We start from the raw sequence: 21,925 nt of genomic DNA on the forward strand, positions 1-21,925 counted from the left end.
CGGAACGCAGATGAGCAAGCCGGGCGCGAACGGACTGACCTATGCGCAGGCGGGCGTCGACATCGACGCCGGCAATGCCATGGTCGACCAGATCAAGCCGCTGGTGCGCGCGACGCGCCGGCCGGGCGCAGATGCCGAGATCGGCGGCTTCGGCGGCCTTTTCGACCTCAAGGCCGCCGGTTTCAGCGATCCGATCCTGGTCGCCGCCAATGACGGCGTCGGCACCAAAGTCAAGATCGCGATCGAAAGCGGGCTGCATTCGACGATCGGCATCGACCTCGTCGCGATGTGCGTGAACGATCTCATCGTGCAGGGCGCCGAGCCGCTGCTGTTCCTCGACTACTACGCCACAGGCAAGCTCGACCCGAAGGTCGGCGTCGAGATCGTGCGCGGCATCGCCGATGGCTGCCGGCAGGCCGGCTGCGCGCTGATCGGCGGCGAGACCGCCGAGATGCCCGGCATGTATGCCGAGAAGGATTACGACCTCGCCGGCTTCGCCGTCGGCGCCGCCGAACGCGGTTCGCTGCTGCCGCGCGCCGATCTTCAGCCCGGCGACGTCGTCTTCGGCCTGCCCTCCTCCGGTGTGCACTCCAACGGCTATTCGCTGGTCCGGCGCATCGTCGCGTTGAGCGGGCTCGCCTGGGAGGCGCCCGCCCCCTTCGCGCCCGAGACCAGCCTGGCCGAAGCGCTGCTGGTGCCGACGCGGATCTATGTCAAACCGCTGCTCGCCGCGATCAAGGCGACCGACGGCATCAAGGCGCTGGCGCATATCACCGGCGGCGGCTTCCCCGACAACATCCCGCGCGTGCTGCCGGACGGGCTCGGCGTCGCGCTCGATCTCGCCGCGATCCCGGTTCCGCCTGTCTTCGGCTGGCTCGCCAAGGTCGGCGGCGTCGCCGAGCGCGAGATGCTGCGGACCTTCAACTGCGGCATCGGCATGATCGTCGCCGCCGAGGCAGCCAAGGCCGACGAGGTCGCCGCCGCGCTGGTCGCGGCCGGCGAGACCCCTGTCAGGCTGGGCGAGATCGTGCCCGTGACAGACGGCGACGAGCAGGTCGCCTATCGCGGCAAGCTCGCCCTGTGACGACGACGACGACCGCCCGCCCCCGCGTCGGGATCCTGATCTCGGGTCGCGGCTCCAACATGGTGTCGCTGGTCGAGGCCGCGCGCGCCGAGGGCTTCCCCGCCGAGATCGCACTGGTGCTGTCGAACGTGCCGGGTGCAGGCGGGCTCGAGCGCGCGAAAGAGTTCGGCATCGCCACCGCGACCGTCGATCACCGCGCTTTCAACAAGGACCGCGAGGCCTTCGAGCGCGCCATGGACGAGGTGCTGCGCGTCAACCAGATCGACCTCGTCGTGCTGGCCGGCTTCATGCGGATCATGACGCCCTGGTTCGTGCGGCGCTGGGAAGGGCGGCTGATCAACATCCACCCGTCGCTGCTGCCGCTGTTCAAGGGCACGCATACGCACCGGCAGGCGCTGGAGGCCGGCGTCACCGAGCATGGCTGCAGCGTGCATTTCGTCGTGCCTGAACTCGATGCCGGACCGGTGATCATGCAGGCGAAGGTGCCGGTCCTGCCCGGCGATGACGAGGACACGCTGGCCGCGCGCGTCCTCGTCGAGGAACACCTGCTCTATCCGCGCGCGCTCGCCGAGGTCGCCTCGGGCCGCGTGGCGCTGGTCGAAGGCGCCGCCGTCAGGCGCTGAGCCTCATCGCGCCGGTCGGTCTCCTCGCGGCAGCGCGCCTCCTCCTCCTTCTGCCAGCGCCGGAACAGATCGGCGCGGCGGGCCGGATAGCGCTCCTCGCGGGCGACGAGATCGGTGATGCGGTCGGTGCGGAAATGACGGAAGGCCTGGCGCAATTCGCACCAGGCGATGACGATGCGCACACGCTCGTAGAAAGTCATGCCGATCGGCCAGATCATGCGCTGGGTGTCCTGCCCGCTCTCGTCGCGATAGCGCATCTCGAGCTTGCGGCCCTGGCGGATGGCGGCGCGCACGGCAGCGACATCGACCTGATCGACCGGCGCGTCGCGGCCATAGGCCGGCGCGAACAGCGCGCCGTCGAGCAGGATCGGGCGCAGATGCGGCGGCAGCACGGCTGCGACCTTGCTGACGACATCCTCCGCCGCGCGCGCGAGCACCGGGTCGGCCCGCTCGCCGAGCCAGCGCATGCCCACCAGCACCGCCTCGATCTCGTCCGGCGACAGCATCAGCGGCGGCAGGTCGAACCCAGCGTCGAGCACATAGCCGATGCCGGCCTCGCCGCGCACCGGCACGCCCTGCCGGACCAGCGCCGCGATGTCGCGATAGACGGTGCGGACGGAGACATCGAGCTCGGCCGACAGCGTCTCCGCCGTCACCGGCCGCCGCCGGCGCCGCAGGCTCTGGATCATGTCGAGCAATCGTTCGGCGCGCTGCATGTCGACGGTTCCCGCTTCGGCTTATCCGGTACCACAATGCTCTAGCGCTGCTGACAACTCCTGTCAGCAGCGTGTCAGTAGGATCCGATCACGACAGAAGTGTTTGACGGAGGGGATGATGATCGAGTTGCACAGTTTCGGACCGGCTTTTGGCCTGCCCGATCCGAGCCCGTTCTGCATCAAGGCCGAGCTTCTGCTTAAGATGTCGGGCCTGCCCTATCGACGGGTCACCGGGAACCTGCAACGCGCGCCGAAGCGCAAGCTGCCGCTGATCGTCGATGACGGCGTCACCATCGCCGATTCGAGCTTCATCCGTTTTCACCTCGAAAGCCGGCACGGCATCGACTTCGACAAGGGCCTGAGCGCCGAGCGGCGGGGCACGCTCTGGGCGGTCGAGAAGATGCTGGAAGAGCAGATCTACTGGATCATGGTCGACGAGCGCTGGATGAACGATGCCAATTTCGCCCGCGGCCCAGTGAACTTCTTCAAGAGCGTCCCGGCACCTCTGCGCCCGCTGGTCTGCGCGATGATCCGGCGCTCGGTCCGCCGCAACTTGTATGGCCATGGCCTCGGCCGGCACAGCCAGGCGGAAAAGATGGTGCTGGCGGAACGTGCGCTAGACGCCATCGTCGCGATCCTGGGGGACCGCGCCTATCTCGGCGGCGAGGAGCCGGCTGGCGGCGACGCTGCGCTCGGCGCCTTCATGATCGCCGGGCTGACGCCGTTGTTCGATTCAGCCCTGCGGGGCCTGATCGAAGCGCGGCCCGGCCTCGTCGCCTATGCGACGCGGATGAGCGAGCGCTTCTTTCCGGCGTCGGAAGCGGTCAGATCGGCCGCCTGAGCTTGCAGCGGTCGATGAAGCCGAGGCCCTTCTCCCGCGCCGAATCGTTGAAATAGCCGGTGTCGCGGAAGGCCTGGAGCTCGTCCTTGGTCATCGAGGCGACCGTGCCCTTGGCGTAGCAGCTGCAGGGCGAGTGAACCGCCTCGCGGGTCGTGCCCATCAGGCGCGACTGCGTCACCAGGCAAGCGTCGAAGGCGCGAAGCTGGATCATGTAGGGCGTCAGGTTCTTGGCGGTCGGATCCGGCGGCGGCAGGGCGCTCGAGCCGCCCGCAGCATGGGCAGAAAGGCCCGCCAGCACAGAGATTCCACCGGCCAGCAAGACCGCACCCATCCGCCGCATGATCATGATTTCATTCGTCCTTGGCGCGCAGGCGCATCGGCGCCGCTGCATGGCCCGCCTGCGCGAGCGGATGGGCCATAGCGCAGCCGAAAAATCAAGGGTCCGCGCGGTCACACCTTCCTGATCCAGACCTTGTTGTCGTGGAAAGCGGCTCCGCCGAACGGCGCCGGCCCATCGGCGCCGGTGATGGTGTTGATTCCGCGCCCGTGCTTGTGCGCGGCATTGGGCCAGATCGATTCGGCGATGACCACGCCGGGCACGACGCCGGCGAAGAGGACGGCGGCCAGATGGACGCTGCCGCGGGAGTTGCCGACCTCGATCTCGTCGCCTGCCGTGATGCCGAGGCGGGCGGCGTCGCCCGGATGCAGCATCAGAGTCGGGCCGACCTCCTTCTTCACCGAGCTCGGCGTCTCCGTGAAGGTCGAGTTGAGGAAGCTGCGCGCCGGGCTCGTCGCCAGCCGGAAGGGATGCTCGGCATCGACATTGTCGAGCACGTCCCAGTAATCGGGCAGCGCAGGCATGTCCTGCCAGGGGCCGACGGTGCCGGCATTGGGGTTGGGCACTTTCGGCCAGTCCGGCTTGAAGCGGAACTTGCGGTCGCGATAGCCGAAGCCGTCGAGATAATGCGCCGTGCGAAAATCCGGCTGCACATCGAGGAAATCATTGGCGATCAATTCGTCGAGCGTGCCGCGCCCGCTCTCGCGCAGCGTCCAGTCGACGATCTCGCGCGGGGTCATGGCGAAGCCGCGATGCTGCGCGCCCAGCCGCTCGGCGAGGGCGCAGATCACGTCATGGTTCGAGCGGCATTCGCCGGCCGGCTCGATCAGCTTGCCGCCCCACATGATGTGCTGGTGGCCGCCGCCCTGATAGATGTCGTCATGCTCCAGGAACTGTGTCGCCGGGAGGACGATGTCGGCCATCTTCGCCGTCTCGGTCATGAACTGCTCATGGACGACGGTGAAGAGGTCCTCGCGGGCAAAGCCCTGCTTGACCAGTTCCTGCTCGGGCGCGACCGAGACCGGGTTGGTGTTCTGGATGAAGAGCGCCTTGACCGGCCCGCCCTGGCGCAGCGCCTGCTCATCGCCGGTCAGGATGCGGCCGATCTGCGACTGGTCGAGCTCGCGGATGCGGGGATCGCGCATGTCGAGCCCCTCGATCAGGCTCTTGCGCCAGGCATAGATGCCGCTGTTGCTGTGGAAGGCGCCGCCGCCCTCATATTGCCAGGCTCCCGTAACGGTTGGCACGGACAGCGCCGCATGCATCGAGACCGCGCCGTTCCGCTGGCGGGCGAAGCCGTAGCCCAGCCGGAAAAAGCTGTTCTTGCGCGTACCGACCAGTGCCGCGAATTCCTCGATCTGCGCGACCTCGAGCCCGGTGATCGCCGCGGCCCATTCGGGGTTACGGCTCTGCAGATGCGCCTCGAGCTCGCCCGGCGCATCGGTATGTGCTGCGAGGTATTCGCGGTCGGCATGGCCGTCGCGGAAGAGCACATGCATGACCGCGCAGGCGAGCGCCGCATCCGTTCCCGGCCGCAGCACCAGAGGCAGGTCGGCCTGGGCGAGCGTCGCATTGTGGTAGATGTCGATGGCGACGATCTTCGCGCCGCGGGTCTTCCGCGCCTTGATCGCGTGATGCATCACATTGACCTGGGTGTGCACCGGGTTGGTGCCCCAGATCACGATGCAGTCCGACTTCGCCATCTCGCGCGGATCGGGCCCGGCGAGGCGCCCGGTCCCGGCGATGAAGCCGGTCCAGGCCGTGGTCGTGCAGATCGTCGAATACTGGCCGGAATAGCGCTTGGCATGGCGCAGGCGGTTGATGCCGTCGCGCATGACGAGGCCCATCGTGCCGGCATAGTAATAGGGCCACACGGCGTCGGCACCATGCTCGGCCTCGATCGCCAGGAAGCGCCGGGCGATCTCGTCCAGCGCCTCGTCCCAGGAGATGCGCTCGAACGCGCCCGACCCCTTCTCACCCGTGCGCCGCAGCGGGTGCAGCAGCCGGTCGGGATGATGGATGCGCTCGGCATAGCGGGCGACCTTCGCGCAGATCACCCCGTCCGTGTAGCTCTGGCGCTTGCTGCCGCGAACGCGGCCGATGCTGTTTCCGTCGATGACCTCGACCTCCAGCGAACAGGCGGAGGGGCAGTCATGCGGGCAAACCGACGGGCGATGGGCGATGCGTGGCAGTTCTGTCATGCACCTGTCCTAGATCATGTTTGGACGAGTTGGAATGTGTCCCACGGTGGCCGTCATCTTGCTTGGGCCGCATGGCCGTCCATCGGCCGCGGCCTCCCGCCGCAGCGCAGCATCAACCTCGGGTTAATCCTAATGCTTCACTTTGCCCGGGTCTGGTCGTCAAAGGCGCGTCTGCGCCGGAGTATGAGTTCGATGCGTAGCGTTGCGTTCCTGGCGGGTCTCGTCGCCTTGCTGTTTCTGTCGCCCGCCGATCGCGCCCTGGCGCAGTCGCCCGACTACACCACCCTCACCTCGCCCCAATCGGCCCAGAACTGGTATCTGACGCTGGGCGCGGGCGTGCGCTACCAGCCCGACTATACCGGCTCCGACGACTACATTTTTCGCGCCCGGCCGATCATCTCGCTGGGGCGGGGCCTGAAGAGCACCTGGTGGAGCGCCGAGGACGACGCGATGCTCAGCATCGGCGTCTTCTCCGGCCAGGGCTGGCGGGTCGGCTTCTCGGGCGACCTGCTCTGGAAGCGCAGCGCCGACGTCAATCCGGCGCTCGTTGCGGTGCCCTCGACCAAGTTCGGCGCCGAGGCGGGCGGCTTCGTCGAATTCTACCCGACCTCCTGGCTGCGCGCCCGCGCCGATGTGCGCCGCGGCATCGTCGCGCATGACGGCGTCGTGGCCGATTTCAAGCTCGACGCCTTCACCACCGTGGGCGCCTGGACTCTCGGCGCCGGCCCGCGCATGCGCATCGCCTCGGCCGACTATATCCGGACCTATTTCGGCACCGGCGGCGCCCAGCCCGGCACGGGCGGCCTGCTGCAGCGCTTCAATGCCGGCGTGCATACGGTCGGCGCGCTGGCGCAAATCACCTACAACTGGTCCGACAATCTCAAGACGACGGCTTATGTCGAGTACAGGCGCCTCGTCGGCGACGCCACGCGCTCCGCCATCGTCAGGCCCTACGGCTCGCGCGACTCGATCACGATCGGCCTCTCGGCGAGCTACTCCTTCGACACCGGGTCGAACTATTCCCTGGGCGGCCTCTGAGGAGCGACGGCGCCGACCCGGGATGACCACCCGCTGGTCCAATGCTCCAACGACAAAAAAGGCGGCCCGGTTTCCTGGGCCGCCTTTCGATATTCAAGAAGCGGCTGAAATCAGCCGACGATTTCGTTGCCCGCGAAGAACTGGGCGATCTCGATCGCCGCCGTCTCCGGCGCGTCCGAACCGTGGACGGTGTTCTCGCCGACCGACTCGGCGAAGAGCTTGCGGATGGTGCCCTCGGCGGCGTTGGCCGGGTTGGTGGCGCCCATGACTTCGCGATACTTCGCGATGGCGTCCTCGCCTTCGAGGACCTGCACGACCACGGGGCCGGAGGTCATGAACTCGACGAGTTCGCCGAAGAACGGACGCGCCGAGTGGACCGCATAAAAGGTCTCGGCCTGGCCCTTGGTCATCTGGATGCGCTTCTGCGCGACGATGCGCAGGCCAGCCTTCTCGATGACCGCGTTGACCGCGCCGGTGAGATTGCGCCGCGTCGCGTCGGGCTTGAGAATGGAGAAGGTACGCTGAACAGCCATCGGAGGGTCCTTAACGAATATTGCCTTGAGGAAACTTGGGAGAATGCGGCGCGCTTATAGCCGCGCCCTCCCCGCCCCACAAGGCTCGTCGCAAGGCCCTTCAGAGGAAGCCTTTTCGCTTCCGCGGGCTGCTCAGTGACGCGTCAGGAAGCTGCGGGCCTCGCGCAGAGCCTCCGCGATCTGGTCGCGCGTCATCTCCAGCGCCAGTTCCTGGCGATGGGCCGCGGCCCGGCCGCAGCCGCGGGCCTGGGCGACGTTGAACCATTTCTGCGCCGCGACCAGATCGACCGGGATGCCGCGGCCGGCCGCATACATCAGGCCGAGCTCGTAATAGGCCTCGGCCGAAGCCTCGCTCGGAATCACCAGGGAAGCGGGGATCGCGCTCATTTCCATGCGTGCCATGACAACCACCCTTTGCCTTCGGTTCGTGCCGGCCACCCGTCCAAAGGCCCCGGCTTGTCGAGGCCGAGATTGGCGGCGGGGCTTAAAGGGGCGGCTAAAATTCGCGATGAATCGAAGCTCAACGAGAAATGAGCGAGCGGTTAAGTCAACGCTCGATTCATCTTCGAATCGCCGAAAACGCAATGTTTTCAATGGCTCGCAGGGCGAATGCGAGCGAACCCGTTGACGGAGGATTCACCCTCCCTTGCGGAAGGCGGCATTCTCGCTGCCGCTGTGGCAGCTTGAGGTCGTTAGCTTCTCCGATATAGTTCATATCTGAACCATGCAAGATAGCGTGGTCGAACAGGGAGAAACCTCATGCCTATCGGATCGAACGCAGCGCGTGCATGGCTGGCCGGGCTCGGCCTCAGCGTCCTCGGCCTCGCCGGCGCGGGCTCGGCCCTGGCGCAGGATGTCTCGGGCACCTGGCAGCGCGACACCGGCGCCTCGCGCGTGCGCTTCGCCAAATGCGGCGATGCCGTCTGCGGCACGCTCGCCTGGCTCAAGGACACGAATGGCCCGGCCAAGGTCGGGCAGCGCATCTTCTACGACATGAAGCCCTCCGGCGACGGCAAATGGGCCGGCAGCGCCTTCAACCCCGAGGACGGCAAGACCTATTCCGGCACGATGACGCTCTCGGGCGATTCGCTGACGACGTCGGGCTGCGTCATGGGCGGGCTGATCTGCCGCTCGGTGAAGTGGGTGCGGGCGAATTAACGCATTCGCGCCGCTGACGACAGGCGCGATCCCTTCTCTCCTCGCGGGAGAAGGTGCCCCGGCAGTGGCGGATGAGGGGGCGCCGTGCGCTACCCAATCAGCCTCGTGTTCGGTGGAGCAAGTCGCGGCGCCCCCCTCATTCGTCGGCGCTGCGCGCCGCCACCTTCTCCCGCAAGGGGAGAAGGGTGAGAGGCGGCGCATTCCCTCGAAAGACTTATCCCCACCCCATTGCCCCATGCATAATCTGCCCTCGCTCCGCCCGACCAAGGGGGCTGTCGCGAGGCATCGTGCGGCCGGGCGGGGTTTGCGGGTTTCGTCGTCCAAAGCCGTTGCGGGCTTCAGGACAACGGAGGCGCAGATCGCCATCGCGCAGGTGAGTCAGGCTGCGGGACCCGTGACACGGATAACCAGAAGGCGATCTGGCGGCATCAAAGACCTGCGCGCGGGCAAGACCTATGCTCTAAAAGGCCGGCGGCGGCTGACAGCGCTGCTTCGACACGACATTCGACATCGACATCGGCACGCAGCCGTCGACTGCGACGCTACCTCGTCCCGCGCATCCCCTTGGATACGCATCAGCCGGAAACCCCGCGGCGATCGGCCGGACGGGGCTTTCAGTGCGTCGCGACGGCCAATCATCCCCTCACCGTCATTCCGGGCGAGCGCAGCGAAGACCCGGAATCCATCGGAGGGCGGATCCTGGCATCGATTTGGCTCTATGATGGATTCTGGATCGGCGCCGCTTCGCGGCTTGTCCGGAATGACGGTGCGGGTGTCGTGGCGGTCCGAGCGAGGCTTGCCGGAACCGCTCAGCGCGCCTTCTGACCGAACAGGATCGCCTTCTCCTCGGGCGTGCTGATGCCGGCGGGGTTGCGCAGGGCTTCGCCGACCTTGATGCCGCGCTGGACGGCCGGTCGCGCGAGCATGGTCTCGAGCCAGCGCGCGAAGTGGGGAAACTGCTTGAGGTCCTGTCCCTGCTTCTCCCAACCGCGGGCCCAGCCGATGCAGGCCATGTCGGCGATCGAGTATTCGCCGCAGATGTACTCGCGGCCCTCCAGGCGCTTGTTCAGGACGCCGTAGAGCCGGTTGGCCTCGTTGGTGTAGCGATCGATGGCGTAGGGGATCTTCTCGGGCGCATAGAGCCGGAAATGATGGGTCTGGCCGAGCATCGGACCGAAGCCGCCCATCTGCCAGAACAGCCATTCGTCGACGGCGACGCGGGCGCGCTCGTCGGCGGGGTAGAACTGCCCGGTCTTGCGGCCGAGATATTGCAGGATCGCGCCGGATTCGAAGACCGAGATCGGCTTGCCGTCGGGTCCCTCGGGATCGACGATCGCCGGCATGCGGTTGTTCGGGGAGATCGCCAGGAATTCCGGCTTGAACTGGTCGCCCTTGCCGATGTTCACCGGGATCACGTGATAGGGCAGCCCGCACTCCTCCAGCATGATGGTGATCTTCCATCCATTCGGGGTGGGCCAGTAATAGAGGTCGATCGGCTTGGTCTGGCTCGCGGACATGCGTGGCTTCCAGTCACTGTGCAGACGAGGGAGCCGGGTTTGTAGGCCTGTTCCGATCGTTGAGAAAGGGCTGCGGCCATCGCGCCGTGCAGCTTCGCCATGCCGTGGCGTTGGATGCGAAAGCCGCCGGAGCCCGCCTCAGAGCACCATCTTGAAGCCCTCATGGCTCTGCTCGAAGCCGAGCCGGACATAGAAGCGGTGGGCGTCCGTCCTCGCCTTGTTCGAGGTCAGTTCGGCCATCCCTGCCCCCTTCTGGCGCGCGAAGGCAAGCGCGTGGGCGATCATGAGGGCTCCGATGCCCTGCCCGCGCCGCTCCGGGGCGACATGGACGCTCTCGAACTTGGCGCGCACCCGTCCGCGCGCAATCAGGCCGGGGATCAGCGTGACCTGGAAGGTGCCGATGACGGCGCCGGCCTCTTCGGCGACGAAGACGGCGTCGTTCGGCGAGGTCTCGATCCTGGCGAAGGCGTCGAGATAGTCGGGATGGGCCGCCTCCGCTTCGATCTCGGCAGGTGTCATCGACTGCGTCGGTGCGCCGAGCATAATCAGCTCGGCGATACGGGCGACGTCCTCGCGGCGGGCGCGGCGGATGGCGATGCCGGTTGTGTCGGGTTTAGCGGTATCCATCGAAGGCAGTCCCCGGTCGGGCTGAAGTCTGGGCTTGGACGTTGTGGCTCACTCGGCGAACAGGCGCTTGGCCATCAGCAGCGTGTTGGGCGTATCGTCACGGCCGTCGAAGCGAGCCTGGCGCTGCAGGAAGAAGCCCATGCGCTCATAGAAGGCGATCGCCAACTCGTTCTGGCTCTCGACCTCGAGCCGCGCGACGGGCGCCTGCGGAAAGCAGGCCAGCGCGACCTGCAGCAGGGTGCGGCCGATACCGATGCCCTGATAGGTCGGCAGCACGTAAAGCCGCGTCAGCAGAGCCGCATTGTCGCGCTCAAGCCGTGCCGAGGCGGTGCCAATGATCTCGCTGCCGACCAGCGCGACCAGGAAGGCGCCGTTCTCGCGGCCGAGCTGGGCGGCGAGATTGTCGAGCGAATGCCAGGCATTGGTGATCTCGGCGACGCGCTGCCAGCCATAGATGCCGTCATAGGTGGCATGCCAGGTCTCGACCAACAGCGCCCGCACCGCCGGCAGGTCGGCGGCTTCGGCGTCACGGATGATGAGACCGTCGGGGGTCATTCCGATCGTCCAGCTCGCGCAGGAAACAACGCCGTCATCCCGGGCTTGACCCGGGATCCATGCCGGAGCGCTTCGGAGGAAGGTTCAGGCATGGATCCCGGATCTCCGCTTCGCTGCGTCCGGGATGACGGCGTGTGTGAGAGTCAAATTCCCAGCTTCTTCTTCAAGATCTCGTTCAGCGCCTGCGGATTGGCCTTGCCGCCGGAGGCCTTCATCGCCTGGCCGACGAACCAGCCCAGCATGGTCGGCTTGGCCTTGACCTGCTCGACCTTGTCCGGGTTCGCCGCGATCAGCTCGTCGACGGCCTTTTCGATCGCGCCGGTATCGGTGACCTGCTTCATGCCGCGCGCCTCGACGATCTCGCGCGGATCGCCGCCTTCCGACCACAGGATCTCGAACAGGTCCTTGGCGATGCGGCCGGAGATCGTGCCCTCCCCGATCAGGTCGACGAGACCGCCGAGCTGGGCGGCCGAGACCGGCGAGGTCGTCACGTCCTGACCTTCCTTGTTGAGGCGGCCGAACAGCTCGTTGATGACCCAGTTGGCGGCGGCCTTGCCGTCGCGGCGTTTCGCCACGGCCTCGAAATAGTCGGCCTGCTCGCGCTCGGCGACGAGCACCGAGGCGTCATAGGGCGAGAGGCCGTATTCGGCGATGAAGCGCGCCTTCTTGGCGTCCGGCAGCTCCGGCAGCGCGGCCTTCAGATCCTCGACGAAGGCGTCGTCGAATTCGAGCGGCAGCAGGTCGGGATCGGGGAAATAGCGGTAGTCATGCGCCTCTTCCTTCGAGCGCATCGAGCGGGTCTCGCCCTTGGCCGGATCGTAGAGGCGGGTTTCCTGGTCGATCGTGCCGCCATCCTCGAGGATGCCGATCTGGCGACGCGCTTCGACATCGACCGCCTGGCCGATGAAGCGGATCGAGTTGACGTTCTTGATCTCGCAGCGCGTGCCGAACTCGGCGCCGGGCTTGCGGACGGAGACGTTGACGTCGGCGCGGAGGTTGCCCTTCTCCATGTCGCCGTCACAGGTGCCGAGATAGCGCAGGATGGTGCGCAGCTTCGTGACATAGGCCTTGGCCTCGTCGGCCGAGCGCAGGTCCGGCCGCGAGACGATCTCCATCAGCGCGACGCCCGAGCGGTTCAGGTCGACGAAGCTCATCGTCGGGTGCTGGTCGTGGATCGACTTGCCGGCGTCCTGCTCCAGGTGCAGGCGCTCGATGCCGACGGTGATCTGCTCGGTCGGCGACAGGTCGACAACGATCTCACCCTCGCCGATGATCGGGCTCTTGTACTGGCTGATCTGGTAACCCTGCGGCAGATCGGGGTAGAAGTAGTTCTTGCGGTCGAAGACGGACCGCTTGTTGACCTGCGCATTCAGGCCGAGACCCGTGCGGACGGCCTGGCGCACGCATTCGGCGTTGATGACCGGCAGCATGCCGGGCATCGCGGCATCGACGAGGCTGACATGGGCGTTGGGCTCGGCGCCGAAACCGGTCGAGGAGCCCGAAAACAGCTTGGCGTTGGAGGTGACCTGCGCATGGATTTCCATGCCGATCACAATCTCCCAGTCGCCGGTCGCCCCCTTGATCAGCTTCTTCGGGTCGGCGGGGCGGGCATGCGCGTTCATCGTCGGTCTTCCGGCTCGAAAGGGTCGCCTACCGGTTACGATCTTGGCGGGCGGGCGGCAAGCTTCTGTTGCGCTGCCGACACCTCTTGTCGGGATTGTGTCATATTGTGGCTCATTCTTGCGCCCATGATGGGTGATGGTTCTTGACAATCGTCACTCGACACCTCTTGTAACGGCACGCGCCGGCTATCCGTCAGGATCGCGCGGCCAAGCCATCCGGAGTTTCGCCATGTTGAACCGCCGCCCGGGCCTGATGCTCGTCGCCCTGTCTGCCGCGACGCTGATGATCTCTGCCGTTGCGCTGCTGCCCCATGATGCCTTTGCGCAGGGTGCGCCCCCGGCCCCACCGGTCCAGGTTTCCGCGCCGCTGGCCCAGCGCGTCACCAACTGGGACGAGTTCACCGGGCGCTTCGAGGCGAGCGAGCAGGTCGAGGTGCGCGCACGCGTCTCGGGCTTCCTGGACGCGGTACATTTCCGGGACGGCGACCTGGTCAAGAAGGGCGACCTGCTCTTCACCATCGACCCCCGCCCCTACAGGCTTGCGGTGGACGCCGCCCGGGCCGAGGTCGCCCGCGCCAAGGCGCAGGTCGAGCTCGCGCAGAACGAAGTCGAGCGCGCCGAAGGCCTGACGCAGAACCGGACCATCACAGCGCGCGACGTCGACCAGCGCCGGGCCAACCTGAACAGCGCGATCGGCACGCTGCAGGGCGCCGAGGCCAATCTCAAGACGGCCGAGCTCAATCTGGAATGGACCGAGGTCCGGTCGCCGCTGGCGGGCCGTATCTCCAACCGCCGCGTCGACTCCGGCAACCTGATCGCCGGCGGCCAGTCGGGCGCGACGCTGCTGACGACGATCGTCGCGCTCGATCCGATCTACTTCACCTTCGATGCCTCCGAGGCCGATTATCTGCGCTATCAGCGCCAAGCGATGAGCCTGCGCACCGGCGCCTCGCGCGATGACGGCATCGTCGCCGAGGTTCGTCTCTCGGACGAGCAGCAGTGGAAGCGTCGCGGCCGGATCGACTTCGTCGACAACGCGCTCAATGCGCGCTCGGGCACGATCCGCGGCCGTGTCGTGTTCGCGAACAAGGACGAGTTCCTGACGCCCGGCACCTTCGGACGGCTGCGCATCTATTCCGGCGAGGCCGATGCCCTGCTGGTCCCGGACGCCGTCGTGGTCTCCGACCAGGCCAACAAGATCGTCCTGACCGTCGGGCCGGAGAACAAGATCGTGCCGAAGCCCGTGGTGCTCGGCCAGATCACAGGGGGCCTGCGCGTCATCCGCAGCGGGCTGACGCCGCAGGACAAGGTCGTCGTCGGCGGCTTCGCCAACCCGATGGTGCGGCCGGGCGCAGCCGTCACCCCGACCCCCGGCGAGATCAAGCTCGCCGCGTCGAACTGATCGCAGCAGCCTTCGATAGTTCACCTCGGACGGCCATAGGCCGTCCGCCCTGACGTCAGGCCAGGACACCCTTTCATGTTCCGCTTCGCCCATTTCTTCATCGACCGGCCGATCTTCGCCACCGTGCTCTCGGTGCTGCTGACGATCGCCGGCGCCATCGCCCAGCGCGGCCTGCCGATCGCGGAATATCCCGAGATCGCGCCGCCGACCGTGTCCATCACGGCGACCTATCCCGGCGCCTCGGCCGAGGTCGTCGCGGCCACCGTCGCGACCCCGATCGAGCAGGAGGTGAACGGCGTCGACGACATGCTCTACATCACCTCGCAGTCGACCGGCGACGGGCGGGTGACGATCAACGTCGTGTTCAAATCCGGCGTCGACATCGACCAGGCGCAGGTGCTGGTGCAGAACCGCGTCTCGGCCGCCGAGCCCCGGCTGCCGCAGGACGTGCGTGCGCTCGGCATCCAGACGCGCAAGGCCTCGCCCGATCTGATGATGGTCATCAACATGATCTCGCCGGACGGCTCGCGCGACGCCCAATACGTCTCGAACTACGCCACGCTCAACGTCAAGGACGTGCTGACCCGCATCGACGGCGTAGGCAACGTCCAGGTCTTCGGCGCGCGCGATTTCTCGATGCGCGTCTGGCTCGACCCAGCCAAGGTCGCCTCGCGCAACCTGACCGCCGGCGACGTCGTCCTTGCGCTGCGGGCAGCCAACGTGCAGGTCGCCGCCGGCGCGATCAACCAGCCGCCAGCGAAGTCCGACGGCGCCTTCCAGCTCTCCGTCAATACGCTCGGGCGCCTGACCGACATCGCCGAGTTCGAGAACATCGTCGTGCGCTCGGACGCCAATGGCGGCACGATCCGCATCCGCGACATCGCCCGGGTTGAGCTCGGCTCGCAGGACTATACCACCAACGCCTATCTCGATAACCAGAACGCCGTCGCGATCGGCATCTTCCAGCGGCCGGGCTCGAACGCGCTCGCCACGGCCGACGCCCTGATCAAGACCATGGAGACGATGTCGCGCGAGTTCCCCTCCGGGCTCGAGCACCGCATCATCTACAATCCGACGGAATTCATCGCGGAATCGGTCCGGGCGGTCGTCCACACCCTGATCGAGGCGGTCGCGCTCGTTGTGATCGTGGTGATCCTGTTCCTGCAGACCTGGCGCGCGGCGATCATCCCGATCATCGCGATTCCGGTTTCGCTGGTCGGCACGTTCCTCGTCATGTCGGTGGTCGGCATCTCCTTCAACACGATCTCGCTGCTGGCGCTGGTGCTCGCCATCGGCATCGTCGTCGACGACGCCATCGTCGTGGTCGAGAACGTCGAACGCTATCTGGCCCAGGGGCTCTCGGCGAAGGAGGCGGCGCACAAGACGATGGACGAGGTCGGCGGCGCGCTGCTCGCCATCGCGCTGGTGCTCTGCGCCGTGTTCATCCCGACCGCCTTCATCAGCGGCCTGCAGGGCACTTTCTACCAGCAATTCGCGGTCACGATCGCGGCTTCGACGGCGATCTCCTGCTTCGTCTCGCTGACCCTGTCGCCGGCGCTGGCGGCGCTGCTGCTCAAGCCGCATGGCCATGACGAGGGCAAGAAGAAGGGTTTCCTCTACGCGCTGGGCGCGCCGGTCCGCGGCTTCTTCCACTACTTCAACAAGGCCTTCGACTGGCTCTCGCGCAGCTACGGCGCCGTGACGTCGCGGCTGATCCGCTTCGCGGTGATCCTGCTCGTCGCCTATGCCGGACTGATCGCGCTGACCGCGCACCGGCTGACCGCGACGCCGACCGGCCTCGTGCCGCAGCTCGACCGCGGCTATTTCATCGCCGCCTTCCAGCTCCCGCCCGGCGCCTCGTTGCCGCGCACCGACGAGGTGATCCGCAAGGCTTCCGACCTCCTGCTGTCGCGGCCGGGCGTCGCGCACGCCATCGCCTTCGCGGGCCTCGACGGAGCGACCTTCACGATCGCTCCGAACACGGGCGTCGTCTTCGTCAGCCTGAAGCCTTTCGCCGAACGCGAGAAGGACGGGCTGACGACGCAAGGCATCCTCGGCGATCTGCGCCGGCAGATGTTCTCGATCAGCGAGGCCTTCGCGCTGGTGATCGAGCCCCCGGCGGTGCCGGGCATCGGCACCGGCGGCGGCCTCAAGGGCTATGTCCAGGATCGCTCCGGGCGAGGCCTGGCCGCGCTCGAAGGCGCGACCTGGGTCGTAGCGGGTTCAGCCGGCCAGGTTCCGGGCATCCAACAGCCCTTCACGCTGTTCTCTACCAAGACGCCGCAGGTCTTCGCCGACATCGACCGCACCAAGGCGGAAATGCTCGGCGTGCCGATCACGCGCGTCTTCGAGACGCTGTCGGTCTATATGGGCTCGGCCTATATCAACGACTTCAACCTGCTCGGCCGCACCTACCGTGTGACCGCACAGGCGGATAATCCCTTCCGCCTCGACCTGCGCGACGTCGCCAACCTCAAGACCCGCAACACGGATGGCGAGATGGTGCCGATCGGCTCGGTGGCCTCGTTCTCGAACACAACCGGCGCCTATCGCGTGCCGCGCTACAACCTGTTCCCGGCGGCCGAGGTGCAGCTCTCGATGGCGCGTGGCTTCTCGACGGGCCAGGGCATCGCGGCGGTCGAGAAGATCGCGGCGGAGCGGCTGCCTGCGGGCTTCGGCTTCGAATGGACCGAGATCGCGCTCCAGGAAAAGCTCGCCGGCAATACCGCGATCGTCGCCTTCGGCCTCGCCGTGGTCTTCGTCTTCCTGCTGCTGGCGGCGCTCTATGAGAGTTGGATGCTGCCGCTCGCGGTCATCCTGATCGTGCCGATGTGTATCCTCGCGGCGATGCTCGGCGTGAACTATCAGGGGCTCGACCGCAACATCCTGGTCGATATCGGCCTCGTCGTGCTCGTCGGCCTGGCGGCTAAGAACGCGATTCTGATCGTCGAATTTGCCAAGCAGGCCGAGGACGAAGGCATGAACCGGCGCGAGGCTGCGATCGCCGCCGCCCGCACCCGGTTGCGGCCGATCCTGATGACCTCGCTCGCCTTCATCCTGGGCGTGCTGCCGCTGACGATTTCGGTCGGGGCCGGCGCCGAGATGCGGCAGGCGATGGGCATCGCGGTGTTCTCCGGCATGATCGGCGTGACCTTCTTCGGCCTGATCTTCACCCCGGTGTTCTATGTGATGGTCCGCTGGCTGGCCGATCTGGGCAAGAAGCGGAAGTCAGCCCAGGTTGCAGAGCAGCCGGGCGCCGCGCACTGATCCTCGACGGCAGCGGGACCATCCGCCGCTTGCACCGACAAAGAGAAAGGGCCGCTCGCGCGGCCCTTTTTCGTTCTGCGAAAGATCTGGCCCGGTCGCCCGCCCCGTGCGGCCGGGCCGCTCAGTGCCCGCCGAAGACCAGCAGCTTGATCGGCAGCACCGCCGCCTGGATGCGCAGCAGCAGCGCATGGACGAGCCCGACCGCATCGACCGCATGCAGCGCCACGGCGCGCACCGTACCGATTTTCCCCGACGCGATCAGATCATGGTTGCTGCTGTAGGCGTTGGCGATGCAACTGCTGCCGGGCATGACACCGTTCAGGCCGCCCTCGTAGAGCGGCTCGAGGAAGGTGAGGATCGTACCGGGCGCCCTCACCTGCTGGGCGTCGACGAGCAGTTCGCCGGCGCGGAACTGCCCGGCGGCGATGAAGTCCTGAACATCGGTGACCACCATCGGGATGATCGTCCAGGGCTTCGACAGGCACGTCACCTCGGCGATCATGCCGACCTTGAGCACCTGCGCCTCGACCTGGCCGAAGCCGGCCTGGAGCCCTCTTCGTCCGGCCTCCTCCGGGATCAGGACGCCGGCCGGCCGCATCAAAGGATTCACCACATCGCCGACCCGCAGCGCGAACTGCTCGATATGGCCAGTGAAGCCGGCGCGGATCACCGTCTTGCCGAGCTCGACCTCGGCCTGGGCCAGAGCCGCCTGGGCGCTCGCCTTCTCGGCAGGGAGCAGCACCCCGATTCGTGTCTGCGCGCCTTCGCGGCTCGCGGTCGCGGCGGCGACGGAGGCCTCCCGGCCCTCGACGAGCAGTCGGAGCCGCTCGATCTCGCGTTCGGGCACGGTGCCGGAGTTGCGTGCCTTCAGCTCCTCCTTGGTGCGGAGTTCGTCGACCGCCTGCTGGAGATCGCTCTTCGCCTCCAGAATTTTGGCTTCGTTGGTCAGGATATCGACCCTGGCCACTGCGAGCGCTGCATCAGCCTCGGCGATCTTGCGACGCGCTGCTTCGGCCTCTGCCTCCTGCTTGGAGCTGTCGAGTGTGAAGATGGGGGCTCCCTGAGCAACCTTGTCACCGATGCGAACATGGACCTCCGCCACCCGCCCGATCGTTTCCGGGACGATCGGCACCGTCCGGAAGAACAGTGTCGCGCTCGTCGTCGAGGGATGGTTGTAGAAGATCACCGTGATCAGGCCGACGGTGAGCATCAGGCAGGTGATGATGCCCCAGCGCAGTTCGAACCAGACGGAGTAGAGCGTGATCTCGCGGCCGATCCGCTTGCCCTGCCGGTAACGGCGATAGAGGTAGTCGGGCAGGATCGTCAGCAGCGAGCAGAGCATGATCTCAAGCATGGGCGGGTGCTCCATCCTGGTCGTGCTTGCGGGCATCGCGCCTGGCCTCGGCCGACGCAGGCGCAGATTCGGGCTCCGACGGCGGCGCCACGGGAGTCTCCTCCGGTTGATCCCCTCCGCTCCCCGGCGCCAACCCGGCGATCTTCTCGAGCGATCCGGCCATCCGGCGCAGCGGGTTCCAGAAATCGGGAATCTCGATCAGCGCCAGCAGCAGGCCGGCGACCCAGAACAGATGGACATGGGTGAAGAGCGCGAGCAGGCCGAGCACCGCGACGATCTCGAACTGGAGCTTGTGCGCCTTGTGCGCCATCCGCTCCGGCAGCGTGTGCAGCCGCAGGAAGATCAGGCCCACGCCGAGCACCGAGCCCAGCAGGATCAGGATCGCCACGACCAGCAGAATATCGGTCTGGCCCGGTGGCGTTATGAAAGCCGGCAGATGATGCGTCGCCACCGGATGAATCGGAGTTGTCAAAGGAAGCCTCCCCGCCCTGCGCCCGGACCGGCTTCCTCCGCCTCGGCAGCCGGCCTGGCTATCGCTCGCCGCCGCCCATGACAAATGCGCGACGTCTTTTGCCCAAGCGTCAGGCGATCTGACGCCGATCGGAAGAGGGAGTCAAATGGCCGCGCCTTCGCCCGGGCCTCAGCTGAACCTGCGCCGTTCTTGCAGCGTCAGGCCATTGGAGCCTCAGGCGTCAGACCGGCCCTTCTGAGCAAAGATGAAGGCTTTGGCGACCTCGACGGCGCGATCGATCGCAGCCTGCTGCAGGTCTTTCGGGTCACGGCCTTCATGCGTAGGGATCGTGACGACGATGCTTAGGCCGCGCCATGACACCATGCCCTCGGCAATTCCGCCTGCGGGGTCTGCCGCGATTTTGACAGTAATCACGAAAACCTCCCATGCTTGCCGAAGAGCATAGCACAGGAGTCGCCCGCCGCATGGGCCGGCGTCGATCCTCTTCGATCCGGACCCGGGATGCGGACTTGCCGTCAGGCCGGCCGCGAGCGCGACCGGCGCCCGATCGTCAAGGCGACGAGCCGAGCCAGCGACTGCGCGCTGGCCTCAGCCCCACCAGCGCTCGGCGACCGGGAAGCGGCCGGCGGCATCCTCGATGACCTGGCCGAGCGTGAACAGCGTCTCCTCGTCGAAGGGCCGCCCGATGAGCTGCAGGCCGAGCGGCAGGCCCTGCGCGTCGAGGCCGGCGGGAACGGCGATGCCGGGCAGGCCGGCCATGTTCACCGTCACCGTGAAGACGTCGTTGAGGTACATCTCGACCGGGTCGGCGGTGCCCTTCTCGCCTATTCCGAAGGCCGCTGACGGTGTCGCGGGCGTCAGGACGGCGTCGATGCCGGCGGCGTAGGCCTGATCGAAGTCGCGCTTGATCAGGGTACGGACCTTCTGGGCGCGGACGTAATAGGCGTCGTAATAGCCGGCCGAGAGCACATAGGTGCCGATCATGATGCGGCGCTTGACCTCGGCGCCGAAGCCGGCGGCGCGGGTCTTCTCATACATCTCGACGATGTCGCGGCCCTGCTCGCGCAGGCCATAGCGGACGCCGTCATAGCGGGCGAGGTTGGAGGAGGCCTCGGCCGGCGCGACGATGTAATAGGCCGGCAGCGCGTATTTCGTGTGAGGCAGGGAGATCTCGACGATCTCGGCGCCGGCGGCTTTCAGCCAGTCGATGCCCTTCTGCCAGAGCGCGTCGATCTCGGCGTTGAGCCCGTCGAGGCGATACTCGCGGGGAATGCCGATCTTCATGCCCTTGACGGAGCGGCCGACGGCCTTCTCGTAATCCGGCACGGCGATGTCGACCGAGGTCGTATCCTTCGGGTCGTGGCCTGCCATGGAGCGCAGCATCACGGCGCAGTCGCGCACGCTCTTGCCGATCGGCCCGGCCTGATCGAGCGAGGAGGCGAAGGCGACAATGCCCCAGCGCGAGCAGCGGCCATAGGTCGGCTTGATGCCGACCGTACCGGTGAAGGCCGCGGGCTGGCGGATCGAGCCGCCGGTGTCGGTCGCTGTCGCCGCCAGGCAGAGATCGGCCGCCACCGCCGAGGCGGAGCCGCCCGACGAGCCGCCGGGAACGAGATGATTGCCTTCGATCGCACCACCTTGTCCAGCCGAGACATTCGAGCCCTTGCGGCGCCAGGGGTTCACGACATTGCCAAAGGCCGAGGTCTCGTTCGACGAGCCCATGGCGAATTCGTCGTTGTTGAGCTTTCCGAGCATGACGGCGCCGTCGCGCCAGAGCTGGCCCGAGACGGTCGATTCATAGGGCGGCACAAAATTGCCGAGGATCTTCGAGCACGCGGTGGTGCGCACGCCTTCGGTGGCGAAGAGATCCTTGATGCCAAGCGGTAGGCCCTCGAGCGGTCGGGCCTCGCCCTTCGCGAGCTTTTCGTCGGAGGCCGCAGCCTGCTTCAGCGCATGTTCCGGGGTCTCCAGCACATAGGCGTTGAGCGCGCGGGCTTTCTCGACGGCGGCGATATGCGCGCTCGTCAGCTCGGTTGCGGAGAAGGTCTTGGCCTTCAGCCCGTCGCGGGCTTCCGTCAGGGTCAGGCGGGTGAGATCGGTCACGGGGCTATCCAGCATCTGTACGGGCGGGCAGATCGAAGTCGTCATTGCGAGGAGCAAAGCGACGAAGCAATCCAGGGAGACGTAGGGCTCTGCCGCTCCTGGGTTGCTTCGCTGCGCTCGCGATGACGGGAGCGAAAGCGAAGCGATGCGATGCGCTTTATTCGATCACCTTCGGCACCATGAAGTAATCGTCCTCGGCGGCCGGGGCGTTGGCGACGATCTTCGCCGCGATCTCGCCGTCGTTCACGACGTCCTCGCGCTGCTTCATCGCCATCGGGGTGACAGAGGTCAGCGGCTCGACGCCGGAGACATCGACCTCGTTCAACTGCTCGACGAAGCCGAGGATGGCGTTGAGTTCGCCTTGCAGCTTGGGCAGATCACCCTCCGGCACAGCGATGCGCGCCAGATGCGCGACGCGTTTGACGGTGGCGAGATCGACCGACATGGCGGACTCCTGGAAGGGGGCGGCGCAGCG

At 66.8% G+C, this 21,925-nt stretch carries 21 protein-coding genes; 7 read left to right on the forward strand and 14 right to left on the reverse strand.

Annotated features, from left to right (window positions below):
* Nucleotides 1-10: 10 nt before the first annotated feature.
* Complete coding sequence (purM, locus tag AC1RMY_RS09825) at nt 11-1,084, forward strand: phosphoribosylformylglycinamidine cyclo-ligase (protein ID WP_492863889.1); 1,074 nt, start codon at nt 11-13, stop codon at nt 1,082-1,084.
* Between the two features lie 59 nt (nt 1,085-1,143).
* The gene (purN, locus tag AC1RMY_RS09830) at nt 1,144-1,707 is read left to right on the forward strand and encodes a phosphoribosylglycinamide formyltransferase (RefSeq protein WP_492864445.1); all 564 of its coding nucleotides are present in this window, start codon (nt 1,144-1,146) and stop codon (nt 1,705-1,707) included.
* Here purN and AC1RMY_RS09835 read toward each other — a convergent pair.
* Nucleotides 1,635-2,423 carry a helix-turn-helix transcriptional regulator gene (locus AC1RMY_RS09835; protein WP_492863891.1) on the reverse strand — a complete coding sequence of 263 codons (789 nt, stop codon included), beginning with the start codon at nt 2,421-2,423 and terminating at the stop codon, nt 1,635-1,637. The genes purN and AC1RMY_RS09835 overlap by 73 nt on opposite strands.
* Before the next feature lie 118 nt (nt 2,424-2,541).
* Here AC1RMY_RS09835 and AC1RMY_RS09840 point away from each other — a divergent pair, with 118 nt between their 5' ends.
* Nucleotides 2,542-3,264 (forward strand): glutathione S-transferase family protein, encoded by a 723-nt coding sequence (locus AC1RMY_RS09840; RefSeq protein WP_492863893.1) that lies wholly within the window; start codon nt 2,542-2,544, stop codon nt 3,262-3,264.
* On the opposite strand, the gene AC1RMY_RS09845 is transcribed toward AC1RMY_RS09840, so the two are convergent.
* Together AC1RMY_RS09845 and AC1RMY_RS09850 are read right to left on the reverse strand one after the other, a co-directional pair.
* Nucleotides 3,248-3,610 (reverse strand): hypothetical protein, encoded by a 363-nt coding sequence (locus tag AC1RMY_RS09845; protein WP_492863895.1) that lies wholly within the window; start codon nt 3,608-3,610, stop codon nt 3,248-3,250. The two genes, AC1RMY_RS09840 and AC1RMY_RS09845, sit on opposite strands and share 17 nt — an antisense overlap.
* Before the next feature lie 104 nt (nt 3,611-3,714).
* Nucleotides 3,715-5,802 (reverse strand): molybdopterin-containing oxidoreductase family protein, encoded by a 2,088-nt coding sequence (locus tag AC1RMY_RS09850; protein WP_492863897.1) that lies wholly within the window; start codon nt 5,800-5,802, stop codon nt 3,715-3,717.
* Nucleotides 5,803-5,994: 192 nt separating this feature from the next.
* Here AC1RMY_RS09850 and AC1RMY_RS09855 point away from each other — a divergent pair, with 192 nt between their 5' ends.
* Nucleotides 5,995-6,840, forward strand: a complete 846-nt coding sequence (locus AC1RMY_RS09855; protein ID WP_492863899.1) for a MipA/OmpV family protein — start codon at nt 5,995-5,997, stop codon at nt 6,838-6,840.
* 110 nt (nt 6,841-6,950) lie between these two features.
* On the opposite strand, the gene ndk is transcribed toward AC1RMY_RS09855, so the two are convergent.
* Together ndk and AC1RMY_RS09865 are read right to left on the reverse strand one after the other, a co-directional pair.
* Nucleotides 6,951-7,373, reverse strand: a complete 423-nt coding sequence (ndk, locus tag AC1RMY_RS09860) for a nucleoside-diphosphate kinase (RefSeq protein WP_492863901.1) — start codon at nt 7,371-7,373, stop codon at nt 6,951-6,953.
* Nucleotides 7,374-7,505: 132 nt separating this feature from the next.
* Nucleotides 7,506-7,775: an SEL1-like repeat protein gene (locus AC1RMY_RS09865; RefSeq protein WP_492863903.1), complete on the reverse strand. Its 270-nt coding sequence runs from the start codon at nt 7,773-7,775 to the stop codon at nt 7,506-7,508.
* Between the two features lie 357 nt (nt 7,776-8,132).
* On the opposite strand from AC1RMY_RS09865, the gene AC1RMY_RS09870 reads away from it, so the two are divergent.
* On the forward strand, nt 8,133-8,531 hold the full coding sequence (locus AC1RMY_RS09870) for a DUF2147 domain-containing protein (protein WP_492863905.1): 399 nt from the start codon (nt 8,133-8,135) through the stop codon (nt 8,529-8,531).
* 809 nt (nt 8,532-9,340) lie between these two features.
* Here AC1RMY_RS09870 and AC1RMY_RS09875 read toward each other — a convergent pair.
* From AC1RMY_RS09875 to gatB, 4 genes are all read right to left on the reverse strand, one after another.
* Complete coding sequence (locus AC1RMY_RS09875; protein WP_492863907.1) at nt 9,341-10,048, reverse strand: glutathione S-transferase N-terminal domain-containing protein; 708 nt, start codon at nt 10,046-10,048, stop codon at nt 9,341-9,343.
* Nucleotides 10,049-10,186: 138 nt separating this feature from the next.
* On the reverse strand, nt 10,187-10,675 hold the full coding sequence (locus tag AC1RMY_RS09880; protein WP_492863909.1) for a GNAT family N-acetyltransferase: 489 nt from the start codon (nt 10,673-10,675) through the stop codon (nt 10,187-10,189).
* Nucleotides 10,676-10,723: 48 nt separating this feature from the next.
* Complete coding sequence (locus AC1RMY_RS09885; RefSeq protein ID WP_492863910.1) at nt 10,724-11,230, reverse strand: GNAT family N-acetyltransferase; 507 nt, start codon at nt 11,228-11,230, stop codon at nt 10,724-10,726.
* A gap of 143 nt (nt 11,231-11,373) precedes the next feature.
* A complete protein-coding gene (gatB, locus tag AC1RMY_RS09890) occupies nt 11,374-12,852 on the reverse strand; it encodes an Asp-tRNA(Asn)/Glu-tRNA(Gln) amidotransferase subunit GatB (protein ID WP_492863912.1) in 1,479 nt (492 codons plus the stop codon).
* Between the two features lie 229 nt (nt 12,853-13,081).
* On the opposite strand from gatB, the gene AC1RMY_RS09895 reads away from it, so the two are divergent.
* Both AC1RMY_RS09895 and AC1RMY_RS09900 read left to right on the forward strand, forming a co-directional pair.
* Nucleotides 13,082-14,254, forward strand: coding sequence for an efflux RND transporter periplasmic adaptor subunit (locus tag AC1RMY_RS09895; RefSeq protein WP_492863914.1), 1,173 nt, complete (start codon nt 13,082-13,084; stop codon nt 14,252-14,254).
* Nucleotides 14,255-14,329: 75 nt separating this feature from the next.
* On the forward strand, nt 14,330-17,521 hold the full coding sequence (locus AC1RMY_RS09900) for an efflux RND transporter permease subunit (RefSeq protein WP_492863915.1): 3,192 nt from the start codon (nt 14,330-14,332) through the stop codon (nt 17,519-17,521).
* Between the two features lie 121 nt (nt 17,522-17,642).
* Here the strand turns inward: AC1RMY_RS09900 and AC1RMY_RS09905 are convergent, their stop codons facing one another.
* From AC1RMY_RS09905 to gatC, 5 genes are all read right to left on the reverse strand, one after another.
* Entirely contained in the window at nt 17,643-18,875 is a 1,233-nt protein-coding gene (locus tag AC1RMY_RS09905) for an HlyD family secretion protein (protein WP_492863917.1), read from the reverse strand.
* Nucleotides 18,868-19,347, reverse strand: coding sequence for a hypothetical protein (locus tag AC1RMY_RS09910; RefSeq protein WP_492863919.1), 480 nt, complete (start codon nt 19,345-19,347; stop codon nt 18,868-18,870). Before AC1RMY_RS09910 ends, AC1RMY_RS09905 begins: the two co-directional genes overlap by 8 nt.
* A 213-nt stretch (nt 19,348-19,560) precedes the next feature.
* A complete protein-coding gene (locus AC1RMY_RS09915) occupies nt 19,561-19,761 on the reverse strand; it encodes a hypothetical protein (protein WP_492863921.1) in 201 nt (66 codons plus the stop codon).
* A gap of 174 nt (nt 19,762-19,935) precedes the next feature.
* Nucleotides 19,936-21,450: an Asp-tRNA(Asn)/Glu-tRNA(Gln) amidotransferase subunit GatA gene (gene gatA / locus AC1RMY_RS09920; RefSeq protein ID WP_492863923.1), complete on the reverse strand. Its 1,515-nt coding sequence runs from the start codon at nt 21,448-21,450 to the stop codon at nt 19,936-19,938.
* Between the two features lie 157 nt (nt 21,451-21,607).
* Nucleotides 21,608-21,895, reverse strand: a complete 288-nt coding sequence (gene gatC / locus AC1RMY_RS09925) for an Asp-tRNA(Asn)/Glu-tRNA(Gln) amidotransferase subunit GatC (protein WP_492863925.1) — start codon at nt 21,893-21,895, stop codon at nt 21,608-21,610.
* Nucleotides 21,896-21,925 lie beyond the last annotated feature (30 nt).

The organism is Allobosea sp. GW822-FHT03F07 (assembly GCF_058801345.1).

What these genes read in the sequence shown, in the direction of transcription:
- AC1RMY_RS09840 (WP_492863893.1), top strand. Translation starts at nt 2,542, where the DNA reads ATGATCGAGTTGCACAGTTTCGGACCGGCTTTTGGCCTGCCCGATCCG.
- AC1RMY_RS09865 (WP_492863903.1), bottom strand. Translation starts at nt 7,775, where the DNA reads ATGGCACGCATGGAAATGAGCGCGATCCCCGCTTCCCTGGTGATTCCG.
- AC1RMY_RS09900 (WP_492863915.1), top strand. Translation starts at nt 14,330, where the DNA reads ATGTTCCGCTTCGCCCATTTCTTCATCGACCGGCCGATCTTCGCCACC.
- AC1RMY_RS09845 (WP_492863895.1), bottom strand. Translation starts at nt 3,610, where the DNA reads ATGATCATGCGGCGGATGGGTGCGGTCTTGCTGGCCGGTGGAATCTCT.
- AC1RMY_RS09880 (WP_492863909.1), bottom strand. Translation starts at nt 10,675, where the DNA reads ATGGATACCGCTAAACCCGACACAACCGGCATCGCCATCCGCCGCGCC.
- ndk (WP_492863901.1), bottom strand. Translation starts at nt 7,373, where the DNA reads ATGGCTGTTCAGCGTACCTTCTCCATTCTCAAGCCCGACGCGACGCGG.
- AC1RMY_RS09850 (WP_492863897.1), bottom strand. Translation starts at nt 5,802, where the DNA reads ATGACAGAACTGCCACGCATCGCCCATCGCCCGTCGGTTTGCCCGCAT.
- AC1RMY_RS09835 (WP_492863891.1), bottom strand. Translation starts at nt 2,423, where the DNA reads ATGCAGCGCGCCGAACGATTGCTCGACATGATCCAGAGCCTGCGGCGC.
- purN (WP_492864445.1), top strand. Translation starts at nt 1,144, where the DNA reads ATGGTGTCGCTGGTCGAGGCCGCGCGCGCCGAGGGCTTCCCCGCCGAG.
- AC1RMY_RS09895 (WP_492863914.1), top strand. Translation starts at nt 13,082, where the DNA reads ATGTTGAACCGCCGCCCGGGCCTGATGCTCGTCGCCCTGTCTGCCGCG.
- gatB (WP_492863912.1), bottom strand. Translation starts at nt 12,852, where the DNA reads ATGAACGCGCATGCCCGCCCCGCCGACCCGAAGAAGCTGATCAAGGGG.
- AC1RMY_RS09855 (WP_492863899.1), top strand. Translation starts at nt 5,995, where the DNA reads ATGCGTAGCGTTGCGTTCCTGGCGGGTCTCGTCGCCTTGCTGTTTCTG.
- AC1RMY_RS09870 (WP_492863905.1), top strand. Translation starts at nt 8,133, where the DNA reads ATGCCTATCGGATCGAACGCAGCGCGTGCATGGCTGGCCGGGCTCGGC.
- AC1RMY_RS09875 (WP_492863907.1), bottom strand. Translation starts at nt 10,048, where the DNA reads ATGTCCGCGAGCCAGACCAAGCCGATCGACCTCTATTACTGGCCCACC.
- AC1RMY_RS09905 (WP_492863917.1), bottom strand. Translation starts at nt 18,875, where the DNA reads ATGCTTGAGATCATGCTCTGCTCGCTGCTGACGATCCTGCCCGACTAC.
- AC1RMY_RS09885 (WP_492863910.1), bottom strand. Translation starts at nt 11,230, where the DNA reads ATGACCCCCGACGGTCTCATCATCCGTGACGCCGAAGCCGCCGACCTG.
- gatC (WP_492863925.1), bottom strand. Translation starts at nt 21,895, where the DNA reads ATGTCGGTCGATCTCGCCACCGTCAAACGCGTCGCGCATCTGGCGCGC.
- purM (WP_492863889.1), top strand. Translation starts at nt 11, where the DNA reads ATGAGCAAGCCGGGCGCGAACGGACTGACCTATGCGCAGGCGGGCGTC.